Below are 23,591 nucleotides of genomic sequence, written 5' to 3'. Positions count from 1 at the left end.
AATAAAACAATACCAAAGTAATAATATGATAGTATCCTTATTGATTGTAATATATTATATTTACTTATGCAATATAAAGTACTGTGAATTAAAGTATTCAGAATTTACAATATAATTAAAAAAATAAGTAAAATTATATTATAAGTTAATAATAAAAGCAAACATCTGATGGTAATTTTAATTAGTTAACCAATCAGATATTTGCTTTTATTAAGGGTGTATTAATATAAGTGGGGAGCAATATATAAGTTATTTTATATAAATTATTAAATAACTTATATATTAGTATTATATGAATAAAAACTTAAAAGTGTTACTTATAAATATTTTTATAAATTTTCAATAGATAGAATGTTAATAAATAGTAAAAAATTATAAAATCTCTTCAAATTTGATATTGTTTACATTATAATGAAATAAAAGTTTAATTATTTTGGGGGTAGATTGTATGTCAGCGTGTTATTTTTTAAGCAATGGGGAGAATGAAGTTGAATGCTTTAATGACTGCGTATTTTATAATTGGGAAGAAAATAATGGCATATGTCCATTTAAAACTTTAACAAAAAATAAATCTAGCAAACTTAAAGAGTTATATGAATACGATTTTTTTGGTGAACATGGACTAAATATTAAAGAAATAGAGGATTACTATATGGAAGAAAGAGAATATATTTAAAAATTTATATTGTTAAATATATGTTTACTTAAAATATTAATAATTAAGTGAATATTTATTAATATTTGTGTCAAAATATCAATAATATTATTTAACAATATTATGTATTTGGGAGGGGAAATGGAAAAAACACTTGTGCTTATTAAACCTGATGGGGTTAAAAGAAAACTTATTGGTGAAATAATAAGTTTTTATGAAAGAAAAAATTTAAATATTATAGCCTTAAAAATGATAAAGGCAAATAGAGAAATTGCAGAAAAACATTATGAAGAACATAAAGAAAAACCATATTTTAATGAATTAATAAATTATATAACAGAAGAAAGATTATGTGCTATTGTAATTGAAGGTAATAATGCAATAGAAATTGTTAGAAAAATAAATGGAAATAAAGACCCTTTAAATGTAGATATGGGAAGTATAAGAGGCAGATTTTCATGTGATAAAACTAGAAATCTTGTTCATGCTTCTGATAATTTAAAAAATGCAGATAGAGAAATAAAAATATGGTTTCCAGAATTAAAATAAAGATGGCAAAAGCCATCTTTATTTTAATAAGTTTGCTAGTATTAAATAATTTAATTTACATATTATTTATTCTTCATATTCATCTGTATATTGATGTAGCAAGCTTTGTTTTAATTTCCAAAGATTTGTAGATAAATCAACATAATAACTATGTGGATTTTCAATTCTTAAAACTTCTGACCAAAGCTTTTCCGTTTCTTGTTTAGCATATTCTTTTATTTCCATTACACTAGGGCTTTCATATACAGGAACGCCTTTATCAAATATTTTCACAAGCAATTCTTTTACATAGTAATTTTTAACTTTTTTCCTTTTCCATGTGTAAACAGGGTCAAATATTTCAAGAGGTTTACTCTCATCTATAATCTCATCGTGAAGAGTTATTAAATCTGCTATGGCTTTATCAGTATTTTTTTCAAATATTCTATATATTTTTTTGAATCCTGGGTTTGTTATTTTTTCTTCATTTTCACTTATTTTTATTTTGGGTATTATTTTTCCATTTTCTTCTATTGCGGAAAGTTTATAAACTCCCCCAAATACAGGTTCTGATTTAGCTGTAATAAGTCTTTCGCCAACGCCAAAAGCATCTACTTTAGCACCTTGAGTTAGGACATCTCTTATTATAAATTCATCAAGAGAATTAGAAATAATTATTTGGCAATCTTCATAGCCTGCTTTATCCAGTATTTCTCTACATTTTTTGGTTAAATATGTTATATCTCCACTGTCTATTCTAACTCCTTTTGGCCTAAATCCTAGAGGCTTTAATACTTCATCAAATACTTTTATAGCATTTTTAAGACCTGATTTTAATACATTGTAAGTATCTATAAGAAGAGTACAATTATCAGGATAAGTTTTTGCCCAAGCAACAAATGCATCATATTCTGTAGGGAAAAGCTGAACCCAGCTATGAGCCATAGTACCAGATGCAGGAATTCCAAACATTTCTTCAGCTATAGTACATGCAGAAGAAGAACATCCTCCAATTATAGAAGCACGAGCCCCATATATAGCACCATCATAACCCTGAGCACGTCTAGAACCAAATTCCATTACAGGGCGTCCTTGTGCAGCTTTACATATTCTATTAGCTTTTGTTGCTATAAGGGTTTGATGATTTATAGTTAAAAGAATCATTGTTTCTACAAATTGGGCTTCAATAACAGGTCCTCTTACAATAACTAATGGTTCATTTGGAAATACAGGATTTCCTTCTGGAACTGCCCAAACATCACAACTAAATTTAAAATCTTTTAAATAGTCAAGAAATTTTTCTGAAAAAATATTTTTGCTTTTTAAATAGTCTATATCATCTTTAGTAAATTTTAAATTTGATAAATATTCTATAAGCTGTTGAACTCCAGCCATTATGCAGTATCCACCACCATCTGGTACTTTTCTAAAGAACATATCAAAATAGGCAATTTTATTTCCCACATTATTATCAAGGTATCCATTTGCCATTGTTAATTCATAAAAATCAACAAGCATAGTTAGATTTCTTTCGTTTCTTATGTTAAAATTTTTTATATATTCCATGATATTCTCTCCTATAAGTAATTTATATATAGATATAATTATTTTAATCCTCTAAAGTAATTATTACAATAGATTTTTAAAATATACAATTTAAAAAATGAGTAAAATTTATTTTTATGTCAATAATTTAAAATATAAAACAAATAAGGTGATTTTTTATTATGGATTCAGAATTAAAAAGCAAGTATTTTACTATTAGAGATCAAATAATAGAAAAAGAATTTAAACATTTAGATAAAGAACAAAGACAAGCAGTGTTAAGTAATAATAGAAATACTCTAGTTTTAGCATGTCCTGGTTCAGGCAAAACTACTGTTTTAATTAATAAAGTGTTTTATTTAGTAAAATATGGAAATATATACAAAAGCAAATACTTTCCAGAAAACATAACTATGAAAGATATAAAAATTTTAGAAAAATATTTACACGGAGATTTAATTAATGATATAGAAAAAAAGCGTATTAAATATATTTTGTGTCAAAAGAGAGTAAAGCCTGAAAATATAATAGTAATAACTTTTACTAAATCTGCAGCAATTAATATGAAAAAAAGATTTATGAAGCTTTATAAAGGTAAATCTATACCTTTTTTTGGAACATTTCATGGATTGTTTTATAAAATTTTAATAAAATATTATGGCAAAATAAATATAATAGAAAATTCAGAGAGCTATAAATTAATATCTAAATTATTAGTGAAATATTTAGGAGAAACCAGTGAAGAAAAAGTTTTGGAAGTTAAAAATTATATTTCTTTAATTAAAAGCAATATTTTAACTATAGATAGTTTTAATATAAATATAAAAATGGAAGTGTTTACTGAAATTTATAAGCTTTATGAAAGATATAAAAAAGAAAAAAATTTATTAGATTTTGATGACATTCAAATTAAATGCAGAGAACTGTTTTTAAAAGAACATGATATTTTAGAATTTTACAGAAAAAGTATTAAATATATGCTTATAGATGAATTTCAAGATTGTGACAATATTCAAATTGAACTTATAAAATTATTAAATAAATATAATTCCATTTTTGGAGTTGGTGATGAAGATCAAAGCATATATTCATTTAGAGGTTCAAAACCCGAATATATGGTTGATTTTGATAAAAATTTTAAGGATGGAAGAAAAATTTTTCTTTCAACTAATTATAGAAGTGCTGAAAATATAGTAAATATATCAAAAAACTTAATAAAAAATAATATTATAAGAAATGATAAAAATATGATATCATGGAAAAAAGAAAAAAAGATTGTAGATATATTAAATTATCAAGATGAAAACTCTCAAAGCTCAGATATAGCATTACAAATTTTAAAATTTAAAAATTTAAGTAATTATAAATATAAAGATTTTGCTATACTATATAGGACAAATATAGAAAGTAGAAGTTTAATAGATGCTTTTATAAGAAAGAAAATACCATTTAGATTATTAGATAAAAAATATAATTTTTTTGAACATTTTATATGTAAAGATTTGATTTCATATCTTAAATTGAGTATTTTTGGTGATGATGTAGAAAGTTTTATAAGAATTATAAATAAACCTTTTAGATATGTAAGTAAAAGTAATCTAGATAGCATTAAAATGACTTATTTGAAAGAAGATTGTTTTGAATTTATAAAAAATATTAAAGACATTCCTATTTTTCAAATTAAAAATATAGATAAATTAAAAAAAGATATATATAGTTTAAATAGAATGACTTTGCAAAGTGCAATAAGTTTTATAATAAGTGATTTGGGTTACTATGATTATATAAAAGATTACAGTTTAAAATTTAAAATAAATATATTAGAACTTGAAGAAATTTTAGATGAATTTAAAAAATCTGCAGAAGGGTTTACCAATATAAAAGATTTTTTAGAGCATATTGAAAATGTTGATAGAGAAGTAAATAAAAGTATGAATACAGATGATAATGAAGATTATGTAATTTTAAGTACTATACATGGTGTTAAAGGTATGGAATTTAAAAATGTTTTTATAATAGATTGTATAGAAGAAGTTTTCCCGCATAAAAATGCTATTTCTTCTAATATAATAGAAGAAGAAAGAAGAATTATGTATGTAGCTATGACACGAGCTATAGATAATCTTTTTATATGTGTCCCACGAAAAATAAGAGGAAAGTCTAAAGAACCTTCAAGATTTATAAAAGAGTGTAATATAAATACTTTTGAACATTTGCATGAAATATATGATGTAGGAGATAAGGTTTATCATAATAGCTTTGGAAAGGCAAAAATTAAGTCTATAGATAAAAATATTATAGAGCTTGAATTTGAAAATAATGTTCAGAGAAAATTCGACATAATAGTGCTTCATAATAAAGGTATAATAAAAAAATGTAGATAAAAGATAAATATTGGTATATAATTTTATTAAAGTTATTCTATGCTCATGTTCTTTGAATATGGGCTTTTAAATTATTAATATTTAAGAGGGAAGAATTATGGAATTTACAAATATAAATTCTAAAGATATAATATTTGCTTTAGATATAGGAACTCGTTCTATAATAGGAACTGTAGGTATAGCAAAAGATAAAAAATTTTATGTTATTCATGAAAGTTATATAGAACATAAAGAAAGAGCTATGATGGATGGACAGATACATGATATTAATATAGTTGCAGAAGAAGTAAAATATATAAAATCTGATTTAGAAAATAAACTTGGTTTTACTTTGACTGATGTAGCAATTGCTGCAGCAGGAAGATTTTTAAAAACAACTACAGCAAGAGGCAATATAAAGCTTAGTTATGAAAGAGAAATAGATAAAGATATAATAAGAAGCTTAGAACTTACAGCGGTTAAAAATGCAGAAAATGAAATAAATAAGCTGACTGAAGGTAAACTTTATTGTGTAGGTTATAGCGTTAAGAATTATTATTTAAATGATTACGTTATTACTAATTTATTATCACATAAAGGAGAAAATATAAGTGTAGAAGTTATAGCTACTTTTCTTCCACGTTCTGTTATAGAAAGTTTATATTCTGTTATGGAAAAGGCATCACTTAATGTTATAAATTTGACTTTAGAACCAATAGCAGCAATAGAAGCTGCTATACCTCAAAGCATCAGACTTTTAAATTTAGCTTTAGTAGATATTGGCGCAGGAACATCAGATATAGCTATAAGCAGTAAAAATACTATAAGTGCGTATGGAATGGTATCTACTGCAGGAGATGAAATTACAGAAATTATTGCACAAAATATTCTTGTTGATTTTAATACTGCTGAGAAAATTAAAAAAGAATGTTACACAAAAGATACAATTACATATAAAGATGTACTTGGATTAAATAACGAAATTAAAAGTAATGAAGTGATAAATATAATAAAACCAGCAGTTAGAAAAATGTGTGAAGAAATAGGGCAAAAAATAATAGAGTTAAATGGAGGTAAAGCTCCTAATGCTGTATTTTTAGTAGGAGGAGGGGCTCATACACCAACTCTTATAGAGACATTAGCAGAAATACTTAATTTACCTCCTCAAAGAATAGCAATAAAAGGAAGAGAAGCAGTTACACAATGTGTATGTAAAGATAACAGTTTAGGGAGTATAGGAGTAACTGTTCTTGGTATAGCACTTACTGCTATGATGAAAGCTGGAAATAATTTTATTGATGTTTTATTAAATGGAAATACAATAAGCTTATTTAACACTCATAAAAATAATGTAAGTGATGCTTTAATACAAGCTGGGATAAACCCTAAAGTTTTAATAGGTAAGAATGGGAAAAATGTCAGATTTAATTTAAATGGAGTAAGCAGAATTGCTTTTGGTACTTTAGGGACTAATGCTGTAATAAAAGTAAATGGCAAAATATGCAGTATAGATACAGAAATACAAGAAGGAGATAATATAGAAATTATTTTTGCAAAAAATGGCATAGATGCTTCGCCTAAAGTTTTAGATTTTATAAATAGCTATAATACAATAAGCTTTTATATGAATGATAAATTAACTTATATAGAGCCATTAATCTATATAAATGGTAAAAAAGTAAATTTTGATGCTAGAATCAATGATAAAGATGAAGTAAAAATAATTTTCCCAAAAACAATAAAAGAATATAAAGATGAAATAGAAAATGAAAAAGAATGTATTTACTATTTAAACGGAAAAGAAATTGAAGAAAGCTATGTTATAAAAGAAGGAGATAGAATTTATAAAAAAATAATAACATTTGAAAATGAAATTAAAAATGAATTTGAGCATGATTATGAAAAAAAATTAGAATATGCTAAAAAGGATATTAACAATGATTATTATAACAATGAAAATGTAACTAATAATACTATATATGTGTTAGTAAATGGAGAAAAGACATATTTAAAAGGTAAAGAAAAATATATATTTATAGATATATTTGATTTTATAGATTTTGATCTTACTGTGCCAAAAGGAAACTTAGTACTTCTTTTAAATGGTAAAAAAGCAGGTTATTATGATACACTTTCGCAAGGGGATGAAATCAATATATATTGGGAATAAAAAAGGAGAGTTATTATGGATTTTTTAAAAGAAGCATTAAATATTAAAGAAGACTTAGTTATTTTAAGAAGAGACTTTCATTCCAATCCAGAACTTGGTTTTGAAGAATATGAAACTTCTAAAAAGATAAAATCTTTTTTAAAAAATGAAGGAATAGAGTATAAAGAGGTTGCAGGAACAGGAATTTGTGCTATTATAAGAGGCAATGGTGATAAAACCATAGGGCTTAGGGCAGATATAGACGCTCTTCCACTTGAAGATAATAAAAATTGTGAATATTCATCTAAAATTAAAGGAAAGATGCATGCTTGTGGTCATGACGCACATACTACTATACTCCTTGGTGCAGCAAAAATTTTAAACAGTATTAAAAATGAACTTAAGGGCAATATAAAGCTATTTTTTGAGCCAGCAGAAGAAACTGTAGGTGGAGCTAAATTCATGATTAAAGAAGGTGTACTAGAAAATCCTCATGTAGATTGTATTGTAGGCCTACATGTAGATGAAGGAATAAATTGTGGCAAAATAGGAATAAAGAGAGGAGTAGTAAATGCAGCTTCTAATCCTTTTACTATAACTATAAAAGGTAAAGGAGGACATGGAGCTCATCCAGATAGTACCATTGATCCTATAGTAATTGCAAGCCAAGTAATACTTGGTATTCAAACAATAGTAAGTAGAGAAATTCCTCCTACTGACCCAATAGTAATAACTGTTGGAAGTATACATGGTGGTACTGCTCAAAATATAATACCTGAAGAAGTAAAAATCTCAGGAATTATAAGGACTATGAAAAGTGAGCATAGAAATTATGTAAAAAAAAGATTTAAAGAAGTTGTTGAAGGTATAGTTCATTCTATGAGAGGAGACTGTATAATAGATATAGAAGAGAGTTATCCATGTCTTTATAATAATGATGATATATTAAATTTGCTAGAAAATAGTGCAGAAAGTATAATAGGAAAAGAAAATATTAAAAAACTTGAATCTCCAAGTATGGGTGTAGAAAGTTTTGCTTATTTTTCAATGGAAAGACCATCAGCTTTTTATTTTCTTGGAGTTAGAAATGAAGAAAAGGGAATAATTAATCCTGCACATGGTAGTTTTTTTGACATAGATGAAAATGCTATACCTATAGGCGTTGCAATTCAATGCAAGATAGCATATGATTATCTGTCCTAATATTATTTTAAAATTTTAGGTTATAATATATATAATGATTAATCACAATAATCTGTAAATTAATTTCTACTATAGAATTTATAGTTTATAGTGTTTCTAAATTTCTATTACATCATATAGTGGTCAATACTTAATGAAAAGACTTTTTGTGAGATAATCATATAATTAGCTGCAAATTTATAATAGGAGTGAAGAACATGAGAGTTGAAATAGGAACAAATGAAGCAGGGCAGAGACTAGATAAATTCGTAAGAAAATGGCTTAAAGATGTACCTTTAACTGCTATATATAAAGGAATTCGTACTGGTCAGATAAAGGTTAATGGGAAAAAGAGTAAGGAAAGATATTTTCTTTTGGAAGGAGATATAGTTGAAACTTTTGATATACAAACTTCAGCTAAAAAGGAAAAATTTCAAAGAATAGATAACGCTCATTTAAAGATAACTTATGAAGATGAAAACATGGTAATAGTTGAAAAATGGCCAGGAGTACTTGTACATTCTGATAAAAAAGATGGAGAACCTACTCTTACAGATTATGTATTATCTTATCTTTTTGATAAGGGAGATTATCTTCCTGAAAAAGAGGTTACTTTTACGCCAGCTCCATGTAACAGATTGGATAGAAACACTTCTGGTGTGGTTATATTTGGTAAAAATTATGAAAGTTTAAAGCTTTTAAATGAGATGATAAGAGAAAGAAATATAACCAAATATTATATAGCTCTTGTAAAAGGAAAGATAAATGATGGAACATACGAAGCGTATATTTCAAAAAACGAAGATGAAAACATCTCTAAAATATTTGATAAAAAAATGCCTAACACAAAAAAAATAGCTATGAAAGTTAAAACTGAGCAAAGTTGTGGGACTTTTTCTTTGCTAGAATTAGATTTAATTACAGGAAGAAGTCATCAGCTTAGAGCTCATTTATCCCATTTAGGAAATCCAATAGTTGGAGATATGAAATATGGAGACAAAAAGCTTAATAGTTTTTTTGTAAATAAATATGGGTTAAATTATCAATTTTTATATGCATATAAACTTATTTTTAAAAATTGCCCTGAAAAATTAAGTTATATGGAAAACAAAACTATAGGTGAAAGTTTGCCTCCTATATTAAAGAAGATAAAAAACGATGTGTTTAAATTTTAAAAAATAAGGAGAAATATATGAAAGCGCAGTCAACAACAAAAGGTTTTGCAATGTTATCAGCGGCAGGCATGATGGTTAAAATTTTATCTTTGCTGTATGTTCCTTTTTTGCTTGGCTTAATAGGGGAAGATGGTTATGGAGTATATTATGCTACTTATAATGTATTTGCATTTATATACATATTGACTAATAGTGGATTATCTTCTGCCATATCAAAATTAGTATCAGAACTTGTAGCTTTAAAAAATTATAAAGATGCAATAAAGTCTTTTAAAATGGCAAGAGCCATGATGATTTTAATAGGACTTATTATGTCTATATTTATGGTTATTTCAGCTAAAGCTCTAGCTAACATAACAAATTATCCTAAAGCGTATTTAGCTATTGCTTCATTATCTCCTGCTGCACTATTAACTTCTATAGCTTCTGCTTATAGAGGTTATTTTCAAGGAAGAGGTGATATGAAGCCTACTGCAGTATCACAAATATTAGAGCAGGTTGCAAATATTATTTTTTCGTTGTTTTTTGCTGCCCGTTGGAGAAAATATGGGGTTGAAGCAGCATGTGCTGGTGCAACAGTAGGAACAACAGTAGGAGCTTTTGTTTCTGTTTTATATTTAATTAAATTTTATAAAAAACATAAAAAGTTTAAATTACCTAAAGATTATAACGATAAAGATATTATGCGTCATTCTAATAAGTCTTTATTTAAAAGAATATTATATTATTCTTTACCGTTAACTGTAAGTCAAGGCTCTCAAAATGCTGGTAATTTGATAGATGCTTCAAATACAAAAGGCAGACTTTTAGCAGCAGGATTTAGCGATACTGAAGGTAATGTAAAATATGGTTATTTAGGGAAATATCAAACATTAATTAATGTTCCGATAACAATAATATCAGCTCTGTGTTCGGCTGTACTGCCTCTTATTTCAGGAGCTGCTGCTTTAAATGATAGAAAAGAAGTAAAAAGAGGAGTGGATTATGCTTTTAAAACTACTTTTTTAATTGCTATACCTTCAGCAGTAGGACTAGCAGTTTTAAGTACAGCAATTTTTAAAACTATTTATCCCGCATTTTCATCTGGGGCTTACTTATTAAAATATGGCTCTATAGTTTTGGTACTTATGGCAATAGTTCAAATACAGGCTACAATTCTTCAAAGCATAGGCAAGCTTTATTTATCTACATTATATATCATAATAGGTATAGTTCTTAAAATTATTATAAATTTTATTTTAGTTGCTAAACCTAATATAAATATATTAGGAGCAGTATTTGGAAGTATGGCAGGTTTTTTGGTACCTATGTTATTGAATAACAGGCTTATAAAAAGAAATTTGAAAATAAGATATAACTTAATTTCCTTAGCTTCAAAACCATTAATAGCTTCAGCTTTCATGGGAGTTATAGTTTTTATTGTACAATTAAATTTAGAAAATATATTAAGTCATATATTTAAAGGATATATAACTCGTATAGTTCCAACAGGTGTTGCTATACTTATAGGTGCATTTACTTATATATATGCTTTAATATTAATAGGTGGAATAAGCAAAAAAGAAATAGAAATTATTCCAGAAAAATTAAAAAAGTTTATACCCAAAATTTTGTTAGATAGAATAAAGTAAAAGGAAAGCACTAAATAAGGCTTTCCTTTTTGCTTATTACAGAAATAGAACATAAAAAAGAAGCAAAAGTAAAAAATATTATAAATAAATTTTTAAGCGTAAATAATTTATTTGGAATTAAATTATTAGCAATATTTATAATAAAATATATAAGTATACTAAATAAAATATATATAAATATTTCACTAAAAGAAAAATTTATATAGCAATATTTTTTTATTTCATAAATATTTATTAAAAATGTTGTAGTTGAAGTTATAATAAGAGTTATTCCAAAACCAAATATGTTTATGCTAGGTATACCTGTAAATATGTATAAAAGAATAACTTCTTCTACTGATACTAATAAAGAATTTCTAAGGAGTATTCCCTGCCTTCCTAATCCATTTAATATACCATAAGTAGTAGAGGAAACATAGGTTAGCGGAGCTGCTATGGCAGCAAATTTTATATAAGATCCAAGATCATCTCTACCAAAGAATAGTTTACCAAGAGAATTTGGTATACTTATGCTAATAACTAGAGTAGCTAAACCTAGCAAAAAAGATATTCTCAATACTTGAATTATTCTGTTTTCCATTGATAAATAATCTTTTTTATCTAATGCTTGCGATAAATCAGGTATAAGAACAGTTGATATTGAGCCTATTATTATCATAGGGAAAGTTATTATAGACATAGCCATACTAGAAAATTTACCTATAAGTGACAATGCTTCACTGTATTTAATTCCTGTACTTATAAGACGTCTAGGTACAATTAATGTTGAAACTGTATTTAAAGTTGTAGATAAAAAACCATTTACACATAATGGTAAAGACACTACTAAAATATCAAACATAAGTTGAGATTTTCTTTCTTTTTTAAATTTACTATAAACCATATTTTTTTTATGAAATCTATAAAATATAAAAAGTGAAACAAAACTTATAAATTCTCCAACACAAAGTGCTATATAGGCAATAGTAACAGTAGTTGTAACATCAGGATTAGAAAACATAGATATAACGCTTATTATTATACCTATCCTTATGCTTTTTTCTAATATATCTATGAAAGCAGGTATTTTAACTTTAGATATTCCATAAAAATAACCTTTTAATATTGAAGATAGAGCAACAAAAATTAGTGCGGGTGCAACAGCTTTTAAAGGATATAAAGTTCTAGAATCATGTATTATGTTAGAACTTATAAATGGTGTAAAAACAAAAAATATAATTGATATTGATATAGATAAAATTAAATCAAAAATTAAAGCAGTTTCTATAGATTTATTTAAATTTCTAAAGTCACATTTATTAAAATATACGGCAGCAACTTTTGATATTGCTGTTACCATACCTCCGCATATTAAACATATAAAAAGATTGTATATAGGCATAACAAGTCCATATAATCCCATGCCTTCAGGTCCAAGTTCTTTTGATAATATTATAGAAAATATAAAACCTAATATACCTGTTGTTAAATTGGAAATTGTAAGTACTAGTGTTTCTTTAAAAAAACTATCTTTTTTCATATATAAAAACTCCACATAATTGGTGTAACATTAATAATTATGTAAAATTTTTTAATTATATTCTACTATTTTAATTTTTAGGATATACATATACTTAAAACTTTGTAAATATATATAAATATATATTATGTATTTTTGTGGAGGATTTATGAAAAAATTTTTTAGGGGTATATCTATATTAGGAATTTTTTTTATAATGTTTTTTATTTTTAAAAATTTTTATAAAACTTATAATATTGAAATCCAAGATAAAAATTTAGCGTACAATTTAAAATATAAAGGTATAATAAATGCAAATGATTTTACATTTGATGAAAATGGTAATTTTTATATAGCATATATGGATAGAATTCAGTACATAGATAAAAATGGCAAAAGTTATGATTTAATAAAAGACAAGTCTTTAAATATAAATTCCATAGAATATAACAATAAAAAATTATACTTTTTTTCTAAAGATAAAGTTTTTTGCTATGATTTAGATAAAAAAGAAAAAAAGATTTTAGTAGATAATTTACCCAATTACGGAGACTACAAAGATAGTATTATAAAAATAAATGGGAATGAAATATTCGTATCTATAGGAGCTGCAACTAATTCTGGGGTTGTAGGAACTGATAATGTGTGGATTAAAGAAAATCCTTTTTATTGTGATATATCTCCTAAAGATATAACTATAAAGGGAAGAAGTTTTGGAAATGAAAAGACTGGAGCTTTTGTGCCATATAAAACAAAAAATCAAACAGGGCAGATAATTTCAGGTCATTTTCCGGGTAACGCATCTATTATACACTATGATTTAAACAATGGATATGGAGAAACATTTGCTTGGGGTATAAGAAATGTAACTGGTATGGATTTTAATAGTGAAGGTAAACTTATAGCAGCTGTAGGAGGGATGGAAGATAGAGGATTAAGACCTGTAAAAGGAGACGTTGATTATATATATGAAATAAAAAAAGGTTTATGGTATGGATGGCCTGATTATAGTGGAGGAGATCCTTTAACATCACCACGATTTAAAGGAAAAAACAATACAAAAATAAATTTTATATTAGATAATCATCCTAATACAAATCCACCAGCTCCAATTTATCAGCATAAACAACTAAGTTCAATTAAATGTTTAACTATAGATTCCAAAGGATTGATTGGAGAAAAAGATAGTATATATTTTTATGATAAAACAGATAATATAATATATAAATTTTTAAAATCAGGTAATTTACAACCTATAGTAAATTTTAAAACTAATTCAAATATATCAAGTTTGAAAATATTTAATAATAATATATTAGCACTTGATAAAAATCAAGGAGTGCTTTATGAAATATATTTAAACAATATAAATAAAAACTTTATTAAACTTAATAAAAATGTTATTTATTATCTTTTAACAGTAATAACTATAACTATTTTTATATTAATATGGAAATTTATAAAAATAAGTAAAAAGAAACAATAGTTTTATTAAAGCTTTATACAAAGGAAGGAATGCATTTTTATATGAAATATACTTTAGAAAAAACTTATGGAACAGCATTAAAAAGTATGATGAATGTAGTTAATCCTATAAAGAAAAAAGTATTAAAAACATATTGTACTATACATAAATTTATTAATATACAGGCTATAGAAATTTTAAAAAATGAGGGATATTTAGAAGAATATAATTTTTTTAAAGAAAATATAAAATATTTAAATGAAGGTGTAACTTGGGCAGATCAAGATTTTAAAAGTTCTAATCATTTTTATCATTTTAGCAAAGGTAAAGGACTTTATGGATTTTCCAATGCATTAATTGAATTTAGAAAATATTATAATAAATCTCTTTTTTATATTGAATCTCATCAATTAGATAAAGCAATGTTTTTCCTTGGTGCTGCATGTCATTTAATACAGGATATGACAGTACCTCATCATGTTAATAATAAGCTTTTAAATAATCATAGAAGTTTTGAAATATGGGTTATTAAAAGATTTATGTCAGACTATTCTTTTTTTGTAGATAAAGGAATTTTAAGATATAAAAATTTAGATGATTATATAAAATCTAATGCCTTTATAGCAAACAATATATATTTAAAATATATGAATATTACTAACAAAGAAGAAAGATATAAAAAGATAGCAGAAGTTATAATAAAAGAAGCACAAAATAGTACAGCTGGATTTTTATTAGATTATTATAATATCATAAAAAATAAAAAATAATTCTTCCATTATTTGGAGGAATTATTTTTTATTTGTAGAATAATTCATATTATATGAAAAAAGGTGGGAGAGTGTATGAAATTAGATTTTAATAGTAGTAATAAAAAAAATTTATTTATAAATATGCAACAGGAAGTATTTACAGGAAATGTGCTTGATATAGGAATAGATAATTATGGAATAATATATAATCTTTATAAAAAATATAATGACGAGGCTTCCATAGAATATATACACGGTAAAGAAGAAAAAGATTTTATTGAAAAAAACAGTTACGATAGCTGTATAATGTTATTTTCTTTAAGCCAAATATGGTTTAATAAAAATAGTTTTATAAAAGATGTAAGTGAATATTTAAAAGAAAATGGAACTTTATATATATGGGATATAGATAAGGGATACTCTAAAATTTTTAATGCTAAAATAAAAGTACTTGTTTCAGACAAAATAATAAAAGAGATTAATATTTCAGATTTTAATATTTTTAAAGATAATTCCAAAGAAACTGTTATAAAAGTATTAGAAAAATATTTTAAAATAATTGATTTAAAGACTTCTGATAATATATACTATATAAGATGTCAAAAAAAGAATAATAAAAAAACATCAATAGATATAGAGAAGGGAAGCAAAGAAAATGAAGATAGCTCTTATAGGAATAAATTCAAAGTTTATTCACATAAATTTAGCAATAAGATATTTAAAGGCATATACAAATGATTTAGATTATGACTGTAAAATTATGGAGTTTTCTATAAATGATAGATTAGAGAGAATACTTAGAGAAATTTTAGATGAAAAGCCTGATATAGCGGCTTTTTCTTGTTATATATGGAATTTAGAGTATGTATTAAAAATTGCAGACCTTATAAAATTAATTGATAAAAATATTAAAATTTTATATGGGGGACCTGAAGTATCTTATGAGAGTAAAAGTTTTTTAGAAAATAATCCAGGAGATTATTTAATAGAAGGTGAAGGAGAAGAAACTTTTAGAGAATTTGTATATAATATTATAAATAAAAAAGAAATTTTTAATATTAAAGGATTGTATACAAAATATGGGAACAATGTTATATATGGCGGGAAAAGAAATCTTATGGATATAAATAAACTTATATTTTCTTATGATGATGATATGGATTTAAATAACAAAATAGTTTATTATGAATCATCAAGAGGATGTCCTTTTAATTGTAAATATTGTCTTTCATCAACTATTCGTGGGGTAAGATTTTTAAATATAGAAAGAGTAAAAAAAGAACTTAAATTTTTCATTGATAAAAAGGTGAAACTTGTAAAATTTGTAGATAGGACTTTTAATTGCAGCAGAGAATTTTCTATGGAAATTTGGAATTATTTGATAAATTTAGATACAAACACTACTTTTCATTTTGAAATTTCTGCAGATATTTTAAATGATAAGCAGATAAATTTGTTAAAAAAAGCACCTAAAGGAAGATTTCAATTTGAAATAGGAGTTCAAACAACAAATGATAATGTATTAAAGAATATTAATAGATATGTTAAATTTGAAAAAATAAAAAATCAAGTTTTAGAAATAAAAAAAATTGGAAGTATAAAGCAGCATTTAGATTTAATAGCTGGTCTTCCAGGAGAGAATTTTGAATCCTTTAAAAAATCTTTTAATGATTTATACAGTATATATCCAGATGAAATACAGCTTGGTTTTTTGAAAGTATTAAAGGGATCCTTAATGAAAGAAGAAGCAGAAATGTGGGGAATAACATATTCACCATATCCTCCTTATGAAGTGCTTAAAACTAGAGATATAAGTTATGATGAAATTCAGATTTTAAAAAGAACTGAAGAAATAGTTGATAAATATTTTAATTCTCAAAAATTTAAAAGTATTATTAATTATTTTATACCTAAATTTAAAACTCCTTTTGATTTTTATTCAAATTTGGGCGAATTTTTCAATAACAAAGGATATTTTAAAAGAAATTTATCTTCAGTAGATTATTACAAAGTTTTTTTAGAATTTAATAGTGAAGTTCTTAAAGAAGATAATGAAGTTTTAAAAGAAATTATTAAATTTGAATATTTAAAGTATAATAGGAAAAAATGGATTCCTGAATTTTTAACAAGATATTTTAATAAAAAATTAGAAAAAAAATTAAAAATAGAACAAAAAAACAATACTATTAAAATACCATTTTATAATTATCATTTGGAAATTTTTCATATAGATATATTTAAATTTTTATATGATAATAAATTAATTAAAGGAAATTATTATTTAATTTTTGATGAAGATAATCCTGATAACATATTAGATATTACAGAGTTAGTATATAATGAAAATTTACTATAAAAATATTTATTGAGAAATTAGGAGGTAAAAATGGCAGTTAGAAACATATTAAAATTTGGAGATAAAACATTAAAAAGAGTAAGCAAAAGAGTTGATAAAATAGATGAAGAAATAATAAGCATAATAAAAGATTTAAAAGATACTCTCTATAGTACTACAGGTATAGGGCTTGCAGCACCTCAAATTGGAATATTGAAAAGGATAATTTTTATAGATTTAAGAGAAGAAGGGGAACCTATTATACTTATAAATCCTGTTATAACATCTAAGATAGGAAGAGAAGAAAGCATAGAAGGATGTTTAAGCTATCCAGGATATGAAGGCAAAGTTATAAGACCTAAAAAGGTAAAAGTTACAGGATTAAATGCTGATGGAGAAAATGTAGAGTACTTTGCTGATGGACTTTTGGCAAAAGCTTTTTGCCATGAAATAGATCATTTAGATGGAATATTATATATTGACAGAGCAAAAAAAATATACAAAATAGAAGAATAACTAATTTTTACTTGTATTTCCGTAAAAATTAGTATTTACAAATGCTTTTATATGCCATATACTAGTGTATATACATTAGCATATGGAGGTTATAATATGAAAGATATAAAAAAATTAACTTATACAGCACTTTTAACAGCTTGGGCTATGATAATTCCTTTTGTTTTTGGGTTTATGACTGTGGTTATAGGTCCATTTACAGCAACAATTACATCGCATGTACCTATGTTTTTATCTATGTTTTTAGGGCCTCAAGCTGCAGTAATTACAGGAATTGGTTCCGCATTAGGTTTCTTTATGACAAAAGGACCTTTAGTAGGACTAAGGGCATTAATGCATTCATTTGTAGGATTAATGGGCGCGTTGCTTATACAAAAGAATGTTTCATTTCCCAAAGTAGTATTTTTTACAGCACCTGTACATGGAATTTTAGAAGCTATGGTAGTATTTGTATTTGTTGCATTAGGTGCAGAAGTTAAATATACTGGAAGCTTAGCTAATTTTTTAATAATTACAGTTTTAGTAGGTTCTATTCTTCATCATACGGTAGATGGACTTATATCATGGGCTCTTTCAAAATCTTTATCTAAAGCTAGCAATAATAAATTGATAAAAGAAAAAGCATAGTAAAAAATTAAAAACATCCCATATAGTTACTAATTTATGGGATGTTTTTATAATTACAAAAATAATCTACCAAATAAAATTTTAGAATAAAATATTATACTTGATTTAATGTTGAATGAACTTCTTTAAGATGTTCTCTTATAGATATATTTTGAGGACATTTTGTTTCACATAATCCACATTCTTGGCAGTTATTTGCTTTAGCTTCTTTAGATAGAGAATTGTTATAAGCAAATGAATAACCTTTTATATCATTATACATAGAAGATTCATTATAAAGAGCAAAATTTTTAGGAATATTTACTCCAAAAGGACATGGCATACAATAGTTGCAGCCAGTACAATCTACTTTAATAAGTTTATTGTACATGTTTTTAGCTTCATTAACTAAATTTAATTCATAAGAATTCATAGAGTTTGGGAGAGAATTTTCGGCAATATTTATATTTTCAATTACTTGCTCTATTTCTCCCATACCACTTAAAATAGCAGTTACTTCTTCATGGTTCCATATCCATCTAAGGGCCCAATCAGCAGGACTTCTTTTTATTGGAGCTTTATTCCAAATATCTTGAACCTCTTTAGGTGGATTTTTCGCAAGTTTACCTCCTTTTAAAGGTTCCATAATTATTACAGCCATACCCTTTGATGCTGCATATTTAAGACCTTCTGTGCCTGCTTGATAATTTGTATCCATATAATTATATTGAATTTGACAAAAATCCCAATCATAAGAATCTACAATTTCTTTAAATACAGGAAGTTCATCGTGAAAAGAAAAACCAGGATGTTTAATTTTACCACTAATTACAGCTTCTTCAAGGAATTTAAATACATTTAATTCTTTTAATTTTTCCCATCTTTCCTTTGAAAGAGCATGAAGAAGATACATATCTATATGATCGGTTTGAAGTTTCTCAAGCTGATTATCTAAATATTTATGGAAATCTTCATATTTTTCTACAAGCCAAACAGGACATTTAGTTGCAAGATTTACCTTATCTCTATAACCATCCTTTAGAGCTTTACCAACTATGATTTCACTATTACCCTTATGATAAGGGTAAGCAGTGTCTATGTAATTTACACCATTATCTATTGAATATCGTATAAGTCTAATTGCTTCTTTTTCATCAATATTGCCATCATCTCCGTTTAAATAAGGAAGTCTCATACAGCCAAATCCTAGTGAAGATACTTTAAAATCAAATTTACCAAATTTTCTATATTGCAATGCAAACATCTCCTTTAAATAAATATAGTGGATTATTCCACAAAAGTATTTTTATTAAGAATTATTAATTGGATATAAATAAATGTAAATTTTTAAATATTATACAAAGTGTATAGTTCAAGTTAATTTACATTTATTATGGTTTAAGCATATAATAAATTTATAATTATAGATATTCATGATAAAAACTATGTATAGTTTAGTAAAATAATAACAAGAGCATAGAATATTTTTATTCTTATAAGAAAGGACTATTATTTCATCAAACGGTTACATCAGATTTTGAACCCTTGGATATCTAATAAACAATTTATTTTATACAATTATTATATATTAAAATCCGTTTTATAAAAATATGTATATAAAAATTTTTCTATTTTTAACAATAATATCACCATAACTATGTTTAAACTTACTAAAACTACAACTTTATTTATATTGACAAATATTTGCATTAAATATAAAATTATATACTATGTGTAATACATTAAGGATGTGTGGATATTATGTCTATTGAAGAAAAAGAATTTCAGTTTGAAAAGAATAAATTTGATAATACAAAAAAATGGTTGGAAAGTGAAATAAAATTAATAGAAAATAATGATATTGAACTTCAAAATAAAATTGCAGCACTAAAAAAACAAGCAAAAGGAAAATATAATGAAGAGTTAGAAACAACTCAAAAGCTATATGAAATAACTCATAAAAATCTTAAAAATTATAATGAGGCAAAAAAGGCTCCTTATTTTGCAAGAATTGATTTTAGAGAATATAGAAAAGAAAATGAAAGTTTCTATATTGGAAAATTTGGGCTTGGTGATAGTAAAACGGGAGAAGAGGTTGTAATAGATTGGAGAGCACCTATTGCAGATTTATATTATAGTGGTACTCAAGGGGAAGTTTATTATAAAGCTCCCGTAGGTATAATTAATGGAGAGTTAAAACTTAAAAGAAAATTTTTAATTAAAAATAGTTGTCTTATAGATGCTTATGATGAAGGAATAAATGAAATTATTTTAAACTCAGGAGGAGAAGAAGGAAAGGCATTAGTAGATGAATTTTTAAAAATAAACTTAGAAGAAAGTGTAAGCAGTAAATTAAAAGAAGTTGTAGCTACTATACAAAAGGAGCAAAATAATATAATAAGAGCAGATAAAAATACCGCTGTTATAGTTCAAGGATCTGCAGGCTCAGGTAAAACAACTATAGCATTACATAGATTAGCATATCTTCTTTATAAATATAAGGATAAGCTTTCAGGTAAAGAAATTTTAGTTATAGCTCCAAATAAGCTTTTTTTAGATTATATATCTGAGGTACTACCTAATTTAGGTGTAGAAAAAGTAAAACAAAAAACTTTTGAAGAGATAAGTTTAGAAATATTAAATTTCAAAGCTAAAATTTATACAAAAGATAAAAAATTATCTCAAGTTCTAGAAGAAAAGAAAGAAGAAAATATTAAATATATAACAAATAGCAGTAAGCTTAAAGGAACAATGTTTTTTAAAACTATGATGGACAGATATATAAGATATTTAGAGATAAAAGATATAAATGTAAAAGATATTACTGTAGAAGATTACATACTTTTTGAAAGTAGTGAAATAAAAAGATTGTACGAAAAAGATATGAAACACCTTCCAATAAACAAAAGAAAAGATGAAATTAAAAGATATTTTAATCTTAAAATTAATGATAAAATAAAAAGTATCTTAGATAAAATTGATTTTTCTTATGAATATATGATTGCAAGGATAAAAAAAACAATGGAAGAAAGCGATGAGAGAAGAAAAAAACTTATAGAGATATATGATGAAAGAGATTTTAGAAAAAAAGAAATTACTAAAAAAGCTAAAGAAAACTTTGAAAAATATTTTAACGATTGGAAGGAAATAGATACCGCTAAATTATATATAAATCTATTTAATAATAATCAAATATTAAATGAGGTAAGTGGAGGAAAAATTCCAGAAAAGCTTGTTAAATATATTATTGATGAATTTTATAATAATTTAGAAAAAGGAATTATAGATAGTGATGATCTAGCAGCTATGTTGTATTTAAAATTTAAAATAGAGGGGATACCGCCTAAATATAAATTTAAACATATAGTTGTAGATGAAGCTCAAGATTATAGTCCTTTTCAGTTATATATATTAAAAAATATGGTTTTAAATAATTCTTTAACTATTGTAGGAGATATAGGTCAGGGAATATATTATTATAAAGGAATTGATAATTGGGAAAAACTAATAGATGATGTTTTTGAAAAAGATGCGGTATATATCCCTTTAACTCAAAGTTATAGATCTACGGTGGAAATAATTGAATTTGCAAATAAAGTATTAGAAAAACAAGAAAATAATTTAAAACCTGCTATGCCTGTTTTAAGACATGGTAAAAAACCTGAAATTATAAAATTTCAACTAAAAAGTGAATTTGCAAATAAAGTTGATGATATAGTTAAAGAAGTAAAAGAAATAGGTAAAAATAGTATTGCTATTATAGGAAGAACTTATGAAGAATGCAAAGTTATAAAAGACATTTTAAAAAAATACAGCATATTTGATTGGAAACTTGTAAAAGATACAGATAAGACATTAAATTTAGATAAAATAATAATACCAGTATATATGGTTAAAGGATTGGAGTTTGATTGCAGTATTATATATAATTGTAATGATACTAATTATAAAGTAGAAAAATTAGATAAAAAACTTCTTTATGTAGCACTTACTAGAGCTTTACATATTCAGTATATATTTTTTAATGGAGAAAAATCAAAACTAATTGAATAATATTATTTATTTTAGTATATTAATTTAATTTCTAAAATAAATAATATATATTATAATTATTTTAGAAAAATATGTTATTAAGAATTGAATAGTTATATAATAATAAAATATAAATTTTTAATTATTATAAATTATATTATGAAAGTTAATTTATAGCTCATTACAGTTTAATCATATTATGTATTAATTAATAACAATTTAACAGAAGGAGTATAAAAATGAATAAAGACAATATATTAAAAAAATTAGAAGAGTATAATATTAATGATATTAATATTATTGATTACAAAGAAAAAGACGTTTTAGTAGTTAGCTTTTATTATGATTTTGATGATGATGTCATAAATGCGGCAAAATCTTATGCAAATGATGAAAGTGAAGATGAAGAAGAGGGAGATATATGGTATGAAGAATTTTTTATACCATACTTAAATGATTATGCTATAGATGAGGTTGGTCAATACATAGAAGAAATAATGGAAGAGCTTGATATAGAAGCTCAGTTTGTTTCATACGAAATAGAAAAAGAAAATTATGATTATAGCGAATTTTTGGCGGTATTTTTCCCTAAAAATAAAGCTATAACAATTGAAGAAGTAATAGAAAATATAGAAATTTAAGTAGTGATAAAAATATTTACTTAAATTAAATATTGAAAAAAAATTATAATGTGATAAAATAAAATTACACTAATTCAATTCCTGAGATGTGCGTGGCGCTTATAAGGTTCAACCACAGTAATATTAAGGGATTTGCAACAATTTTATAGGATGTCATGCTTCCAAAATAGGAAGAAGACAGAATATAAATGAGCTTAACCCACCTGCGAGAGTGCGGGTATGAACTAATAAGCTGTACGGCATGTTGGGATATATTTAAAAGATAATAAAAAAACCGCAGGTTTTAAACTTGCGGTTTTTTTTACAATATAATTAAATTTTAAGCAGCATTTTTAAGTATAATAATTTTTTTTGCAAATTTCATATTCTACTAGAAGTTTATCTAATTGCTGACTGCATTTTACTACAGATTTATCTGTTAGATTGTTGCTGCTTATTAAACCATATAGGATAGATCTTAGATTATCTATTTTTTTAGATAATATTTGAATCTGTAGCTCCATATAAACAACCTCATT

The 23,591-nt window shown here is 24.8% G+C and carries 19 protein-coding genes and 1 other RNA gene; 16 read left to right on the top strand and 4 right to left on the bottom strand.

Annotated elements, in window-relative coordinates; all coding sequences use genetic code 11:
• The first annotated feature begins 448 nt into the window (after window positions 1-448).
• Window positions 449-676, top strand: a complete 228-nt coding sequence (locus tag B5D11_RS00495; RefSeq protein WP_078681087.1) for a hypothetical protein — start codon at window positions 449-451, stop codon at window positions 674-676.
• A gap of 120 nt (window positions 677-796) precedes the next feature.
• Window positions 797-1,204, top strand: coding sequence for a nucleoside-diphosphate kinase (gene ndk / locus B5D11_RS00490; RefSeq protein WP_078681086.1), 408 nt, complete (start codon window positions 797-799; stop codon window positions 1,202-1,204).
• A 66-nt stretch (window positions 1,205-1,270) separates the two neighbouring features.
• Here ndk and B5D11_RS00485 read toward each other — a convergent pair whose 3' ends face one another.
• A complete protein-coding gene (locus B5D11_RS00485; protein WP_078681085.1) occupies window positions 1,271-2,749 on the bottom strand; it encodes a nicotinate phosphoribosyltransferase in 1,479 nt (492 codons plus the stop codon).
• Between the two features lie 161 nt (window positions 2,750-2,910).
• Here B5D11_RS00485 and B5D11_RS00480 point away from each other — a divergent pair, with 161 nt between their 5' ends.
• The 5 genes from B5D11_RS00480 (at window position 2,911) to B5D11_RS00460 (ending at window position 11,228) form a co-directional block, all read left to right on the top strand.
• Window positions 2,911-5,112, top strand: coding sequence for an ATP-dependent helicase (locus B5D11_RS00480; RefSeq protein WP_242942233.1), 2,202 nt, complete (start codon window positions 2,911-2,913; stop codon window positions 5,110-5,112).
• A 97-nt stretch (window positions 5,113-5,209) separates the two neighbouring features.
• Window positions 5,210-7,261, top strand: coding sequence for a cell division protein FtsA (locus B5D11_RS00475; protein ID WP_078681083.1), 2,052 nt, complete (start codon window positions 5,210-5,212; stop codon window positions 7,259-7,261).
• Window positions 7,262-7,276: 15 nt separating this feature from the next.
• Window positions 7,277-8,443, top strand: coding sequence for a M20 metallopeptidase family protein (locus B5D11_RS00470; protein ID WP_078681082.1), 1,167 nt, complete (start codon window positions 7,277-7,279; stop codon window positions 8,441-8,443).
• A gap of 197 nt (window positions 8,444-8,640) precedes the next feature.
• Window positions 8,641-9,597, top strand: coding sequence for an RluA family pseudouridine synthase (locus B5D11_RS00465; RefSeq protein WP_078681081.1), 957 nt, complete (start codon window positions 8,641-8,643; stop codon window positions 9,595-9,597).
• A 17-nt stretch (window positions 9,598-9,614) separates the two neighbouring features.
• Window positions 9,615-11,228 (top strand): putative polysaccharide biosynthesis protein, encoded by a 1,614-nt coding sequence (locus tag B5D11_RS00460; protein ID WP_078681080.1) that lies wholly within the window; start codon window positions 9,615-9,617, stop codon window positions 11,226-11,228.
• 10 nt (window positions 11,229-11,238) lie between these two features.
• Here the strand turns inward: B5D11_RS00460 and spoVB are convergent, their stop codons facing one another.
• Window positions 11,239-12,747 (bottom strand): stage V sporulation protein B, encoded by a 1,509-nt coding sequence (spoVB, locus tag B5D11_RS00455; protein WP_078681079.1) that lies wholly within the window; start codon window positions 12,745-12,747, stop codon window positions 11,239-11,241.
• A gap of 148 nt (window positions 12,748-12,895) precedes the next feature.
• Between spoVB and B5D11_RS00450 the strand changes: the two genes are divergently transcribed.
• From B5D11_RS00450 to B5D11_RS00425, 6 genes are all read left to right on the top strand, one after another.
• Window positions 12,896-14,212 (top strand): PQQ-dependent sugar dehydrogenase, encoded by a 1,317-nt coding sequence (locus tag B5D11_RS00450; RefSeq protein ID WP_078681078.1) that lies wholly within the window; start codon window positions 12,896-12,898, stop codon window positions 14,210-14,212.
• Between the two features lie 41 nt (window positions 14,213-14,253).
• Window positions 14,254-14,961 carry a zinc dependent phospholipase C family protein gene (locus B5D11_RS00445; RefSeq protein ID WP_078681077.1) on the top strand — a complete coding sequence of 236 codons (708 nt, stop codon included), beginning with the start codon at window positions 14,254-14,256 and terminating at the stop codon, window positions 14,959-14,961.
• 75 nt (window positions 14,962-15,036) lie between these two features.
• Window positions 15,037-15,681: a class I SAM-dependent methyltransferase gene (locus B5D11_RS00440; protein ID WP_228201950.1), complete on the top strand. Its 645-nt coding sequence runs from the start codon at window positions 15,037-15,039 to the stop codon at window positions 15,679-15,681.
• Window positions 15,599-17,299: a B12-binding domain-containing radical SAM protein gene (locus tag B5D11_RS00435; RefSeq protein WP_078681076.1), complete on the top strand. Its 1,701-nt coding sequence runs from the start codon at window positions 15,599-15,601 to the stop codon at window positions 17,297-17,299. Before B5D11_RS00440 ends, B5D11_RS00435 begins: the two co-directional genes overlap by 83 nt.
• A 30-nt stretch (window positions 17,300-17,329) precedes the next feature.
• Entirely contained in the window at window positions 17,330-17,794 is a 465-nt protein-coding gene (gene def, locus B5D11_RS00430) for a peptide deformylase (protein WP_078681075.1), read from the top strand.
• A gap of 96 nt (window positions 17,795-17,890) precedes the next feature.
• Window positions 17,891-18,421, top strand: coding sequence for an ECF transporter S component (locus B5D11_RS00425; protein ID WP_078681074.1), 531 nt, complete (start codon window positions 17,891-17,893; stop codon window positions 18,419-18,421).
• A 94-nt stretch (window positions 18,422-18,515) separates the two neighbouring features.
• Here the strand turns inward: B5D11_RS00425 and B5D11_RS00420 are convergent, their stop codons facing one another.
• Window positions 18,516-19,655: an aldo/keto reductase gene (locus tag B5D11_RS00420; protein WP_078681073.1), complete on the bottom strand. Its 1,140-nt coding sequence runs from the start codon at window positions 19,653-19,655 to the stop codon at window positions 18,516-18,518.
• Between the two features lie 506 nt (window positions 19,656-20,161).
• On the opposite strand from B5D11_RS00420, the gene helD reads away from it, so the two are divergent.
• The 3 genes from helD to ssrS all read left to right on the top strand — a co-directional run bounded on the left by helD (window position 20,162) and on the right by ssrS (window position 23,328).
• Window positions 20,162-22,453 carry an RNA polymerase recycling motor HelD gene (helD, locus tag B5D11_RS00415; protein WP_078681072.1) on the top strand — a complete coding sequence of 764 codons (2,292 nt, stop codon included), beginning with the start codon at window positions 20,162-20,164 and terminating at the stop codon, window positions 22,451-22,453.
• Window positions 22,454-22,671: 218 nt separating this feature from the next.
• Window positions 22,672-23,073: a hypothetical protein gene (locus B5D11_RS00410; RefSeq protein WP_078681071.1), complete on the top strand. Its 402-nt coding sequence runs from the start codon at window positions 22,672-22,674 to the stop codon at window positions 23,071-23,073.
• Window positions 23,074-23,148: 75 nt separating this feature from the next.
• A non-coding RNA gene (gene ssrS, locus B5D11_RS00405) (6S RNA) lies at window positions 23,149-23,328 on the top strand.
• A gap of 77 nt (window positions 23,329-23,405) precedes the next feature.
• Here ssrS and B5D11_RS00400 read toward each other — a convergent pair.
• Window positions 23,406-23,576 (bottom strand): aspartyl-phosphate phosphatase Spo0E family protein, encoded by a 171-nt coding sequence (locus tag B5D11_RS00400; protein ID WP_078681070.1) that lies wholly within the window; start codon window positions 23,574-23,576, stop codon window positions 23,406-23,408.
• Window positions 23,577-23,591: the final 15 nt, after the last annotated feature.

The sequence above is a fragment of the Clostridium sp. USBA 49 genome, assembly GCF_900167505.1.
Classification (GTDB): domain Bacteria; phylum Bacillota; class Clostridia; order Clostridiales; family Clostridiaceae; genus Clostridium_AT; species Clostridium_AT prolinivorans.
The sequence above is the reverse complement of the archived record's forward strand: the minus strand, read 5'-3'. Positions and strand labels throughout refer to the sequence as shown.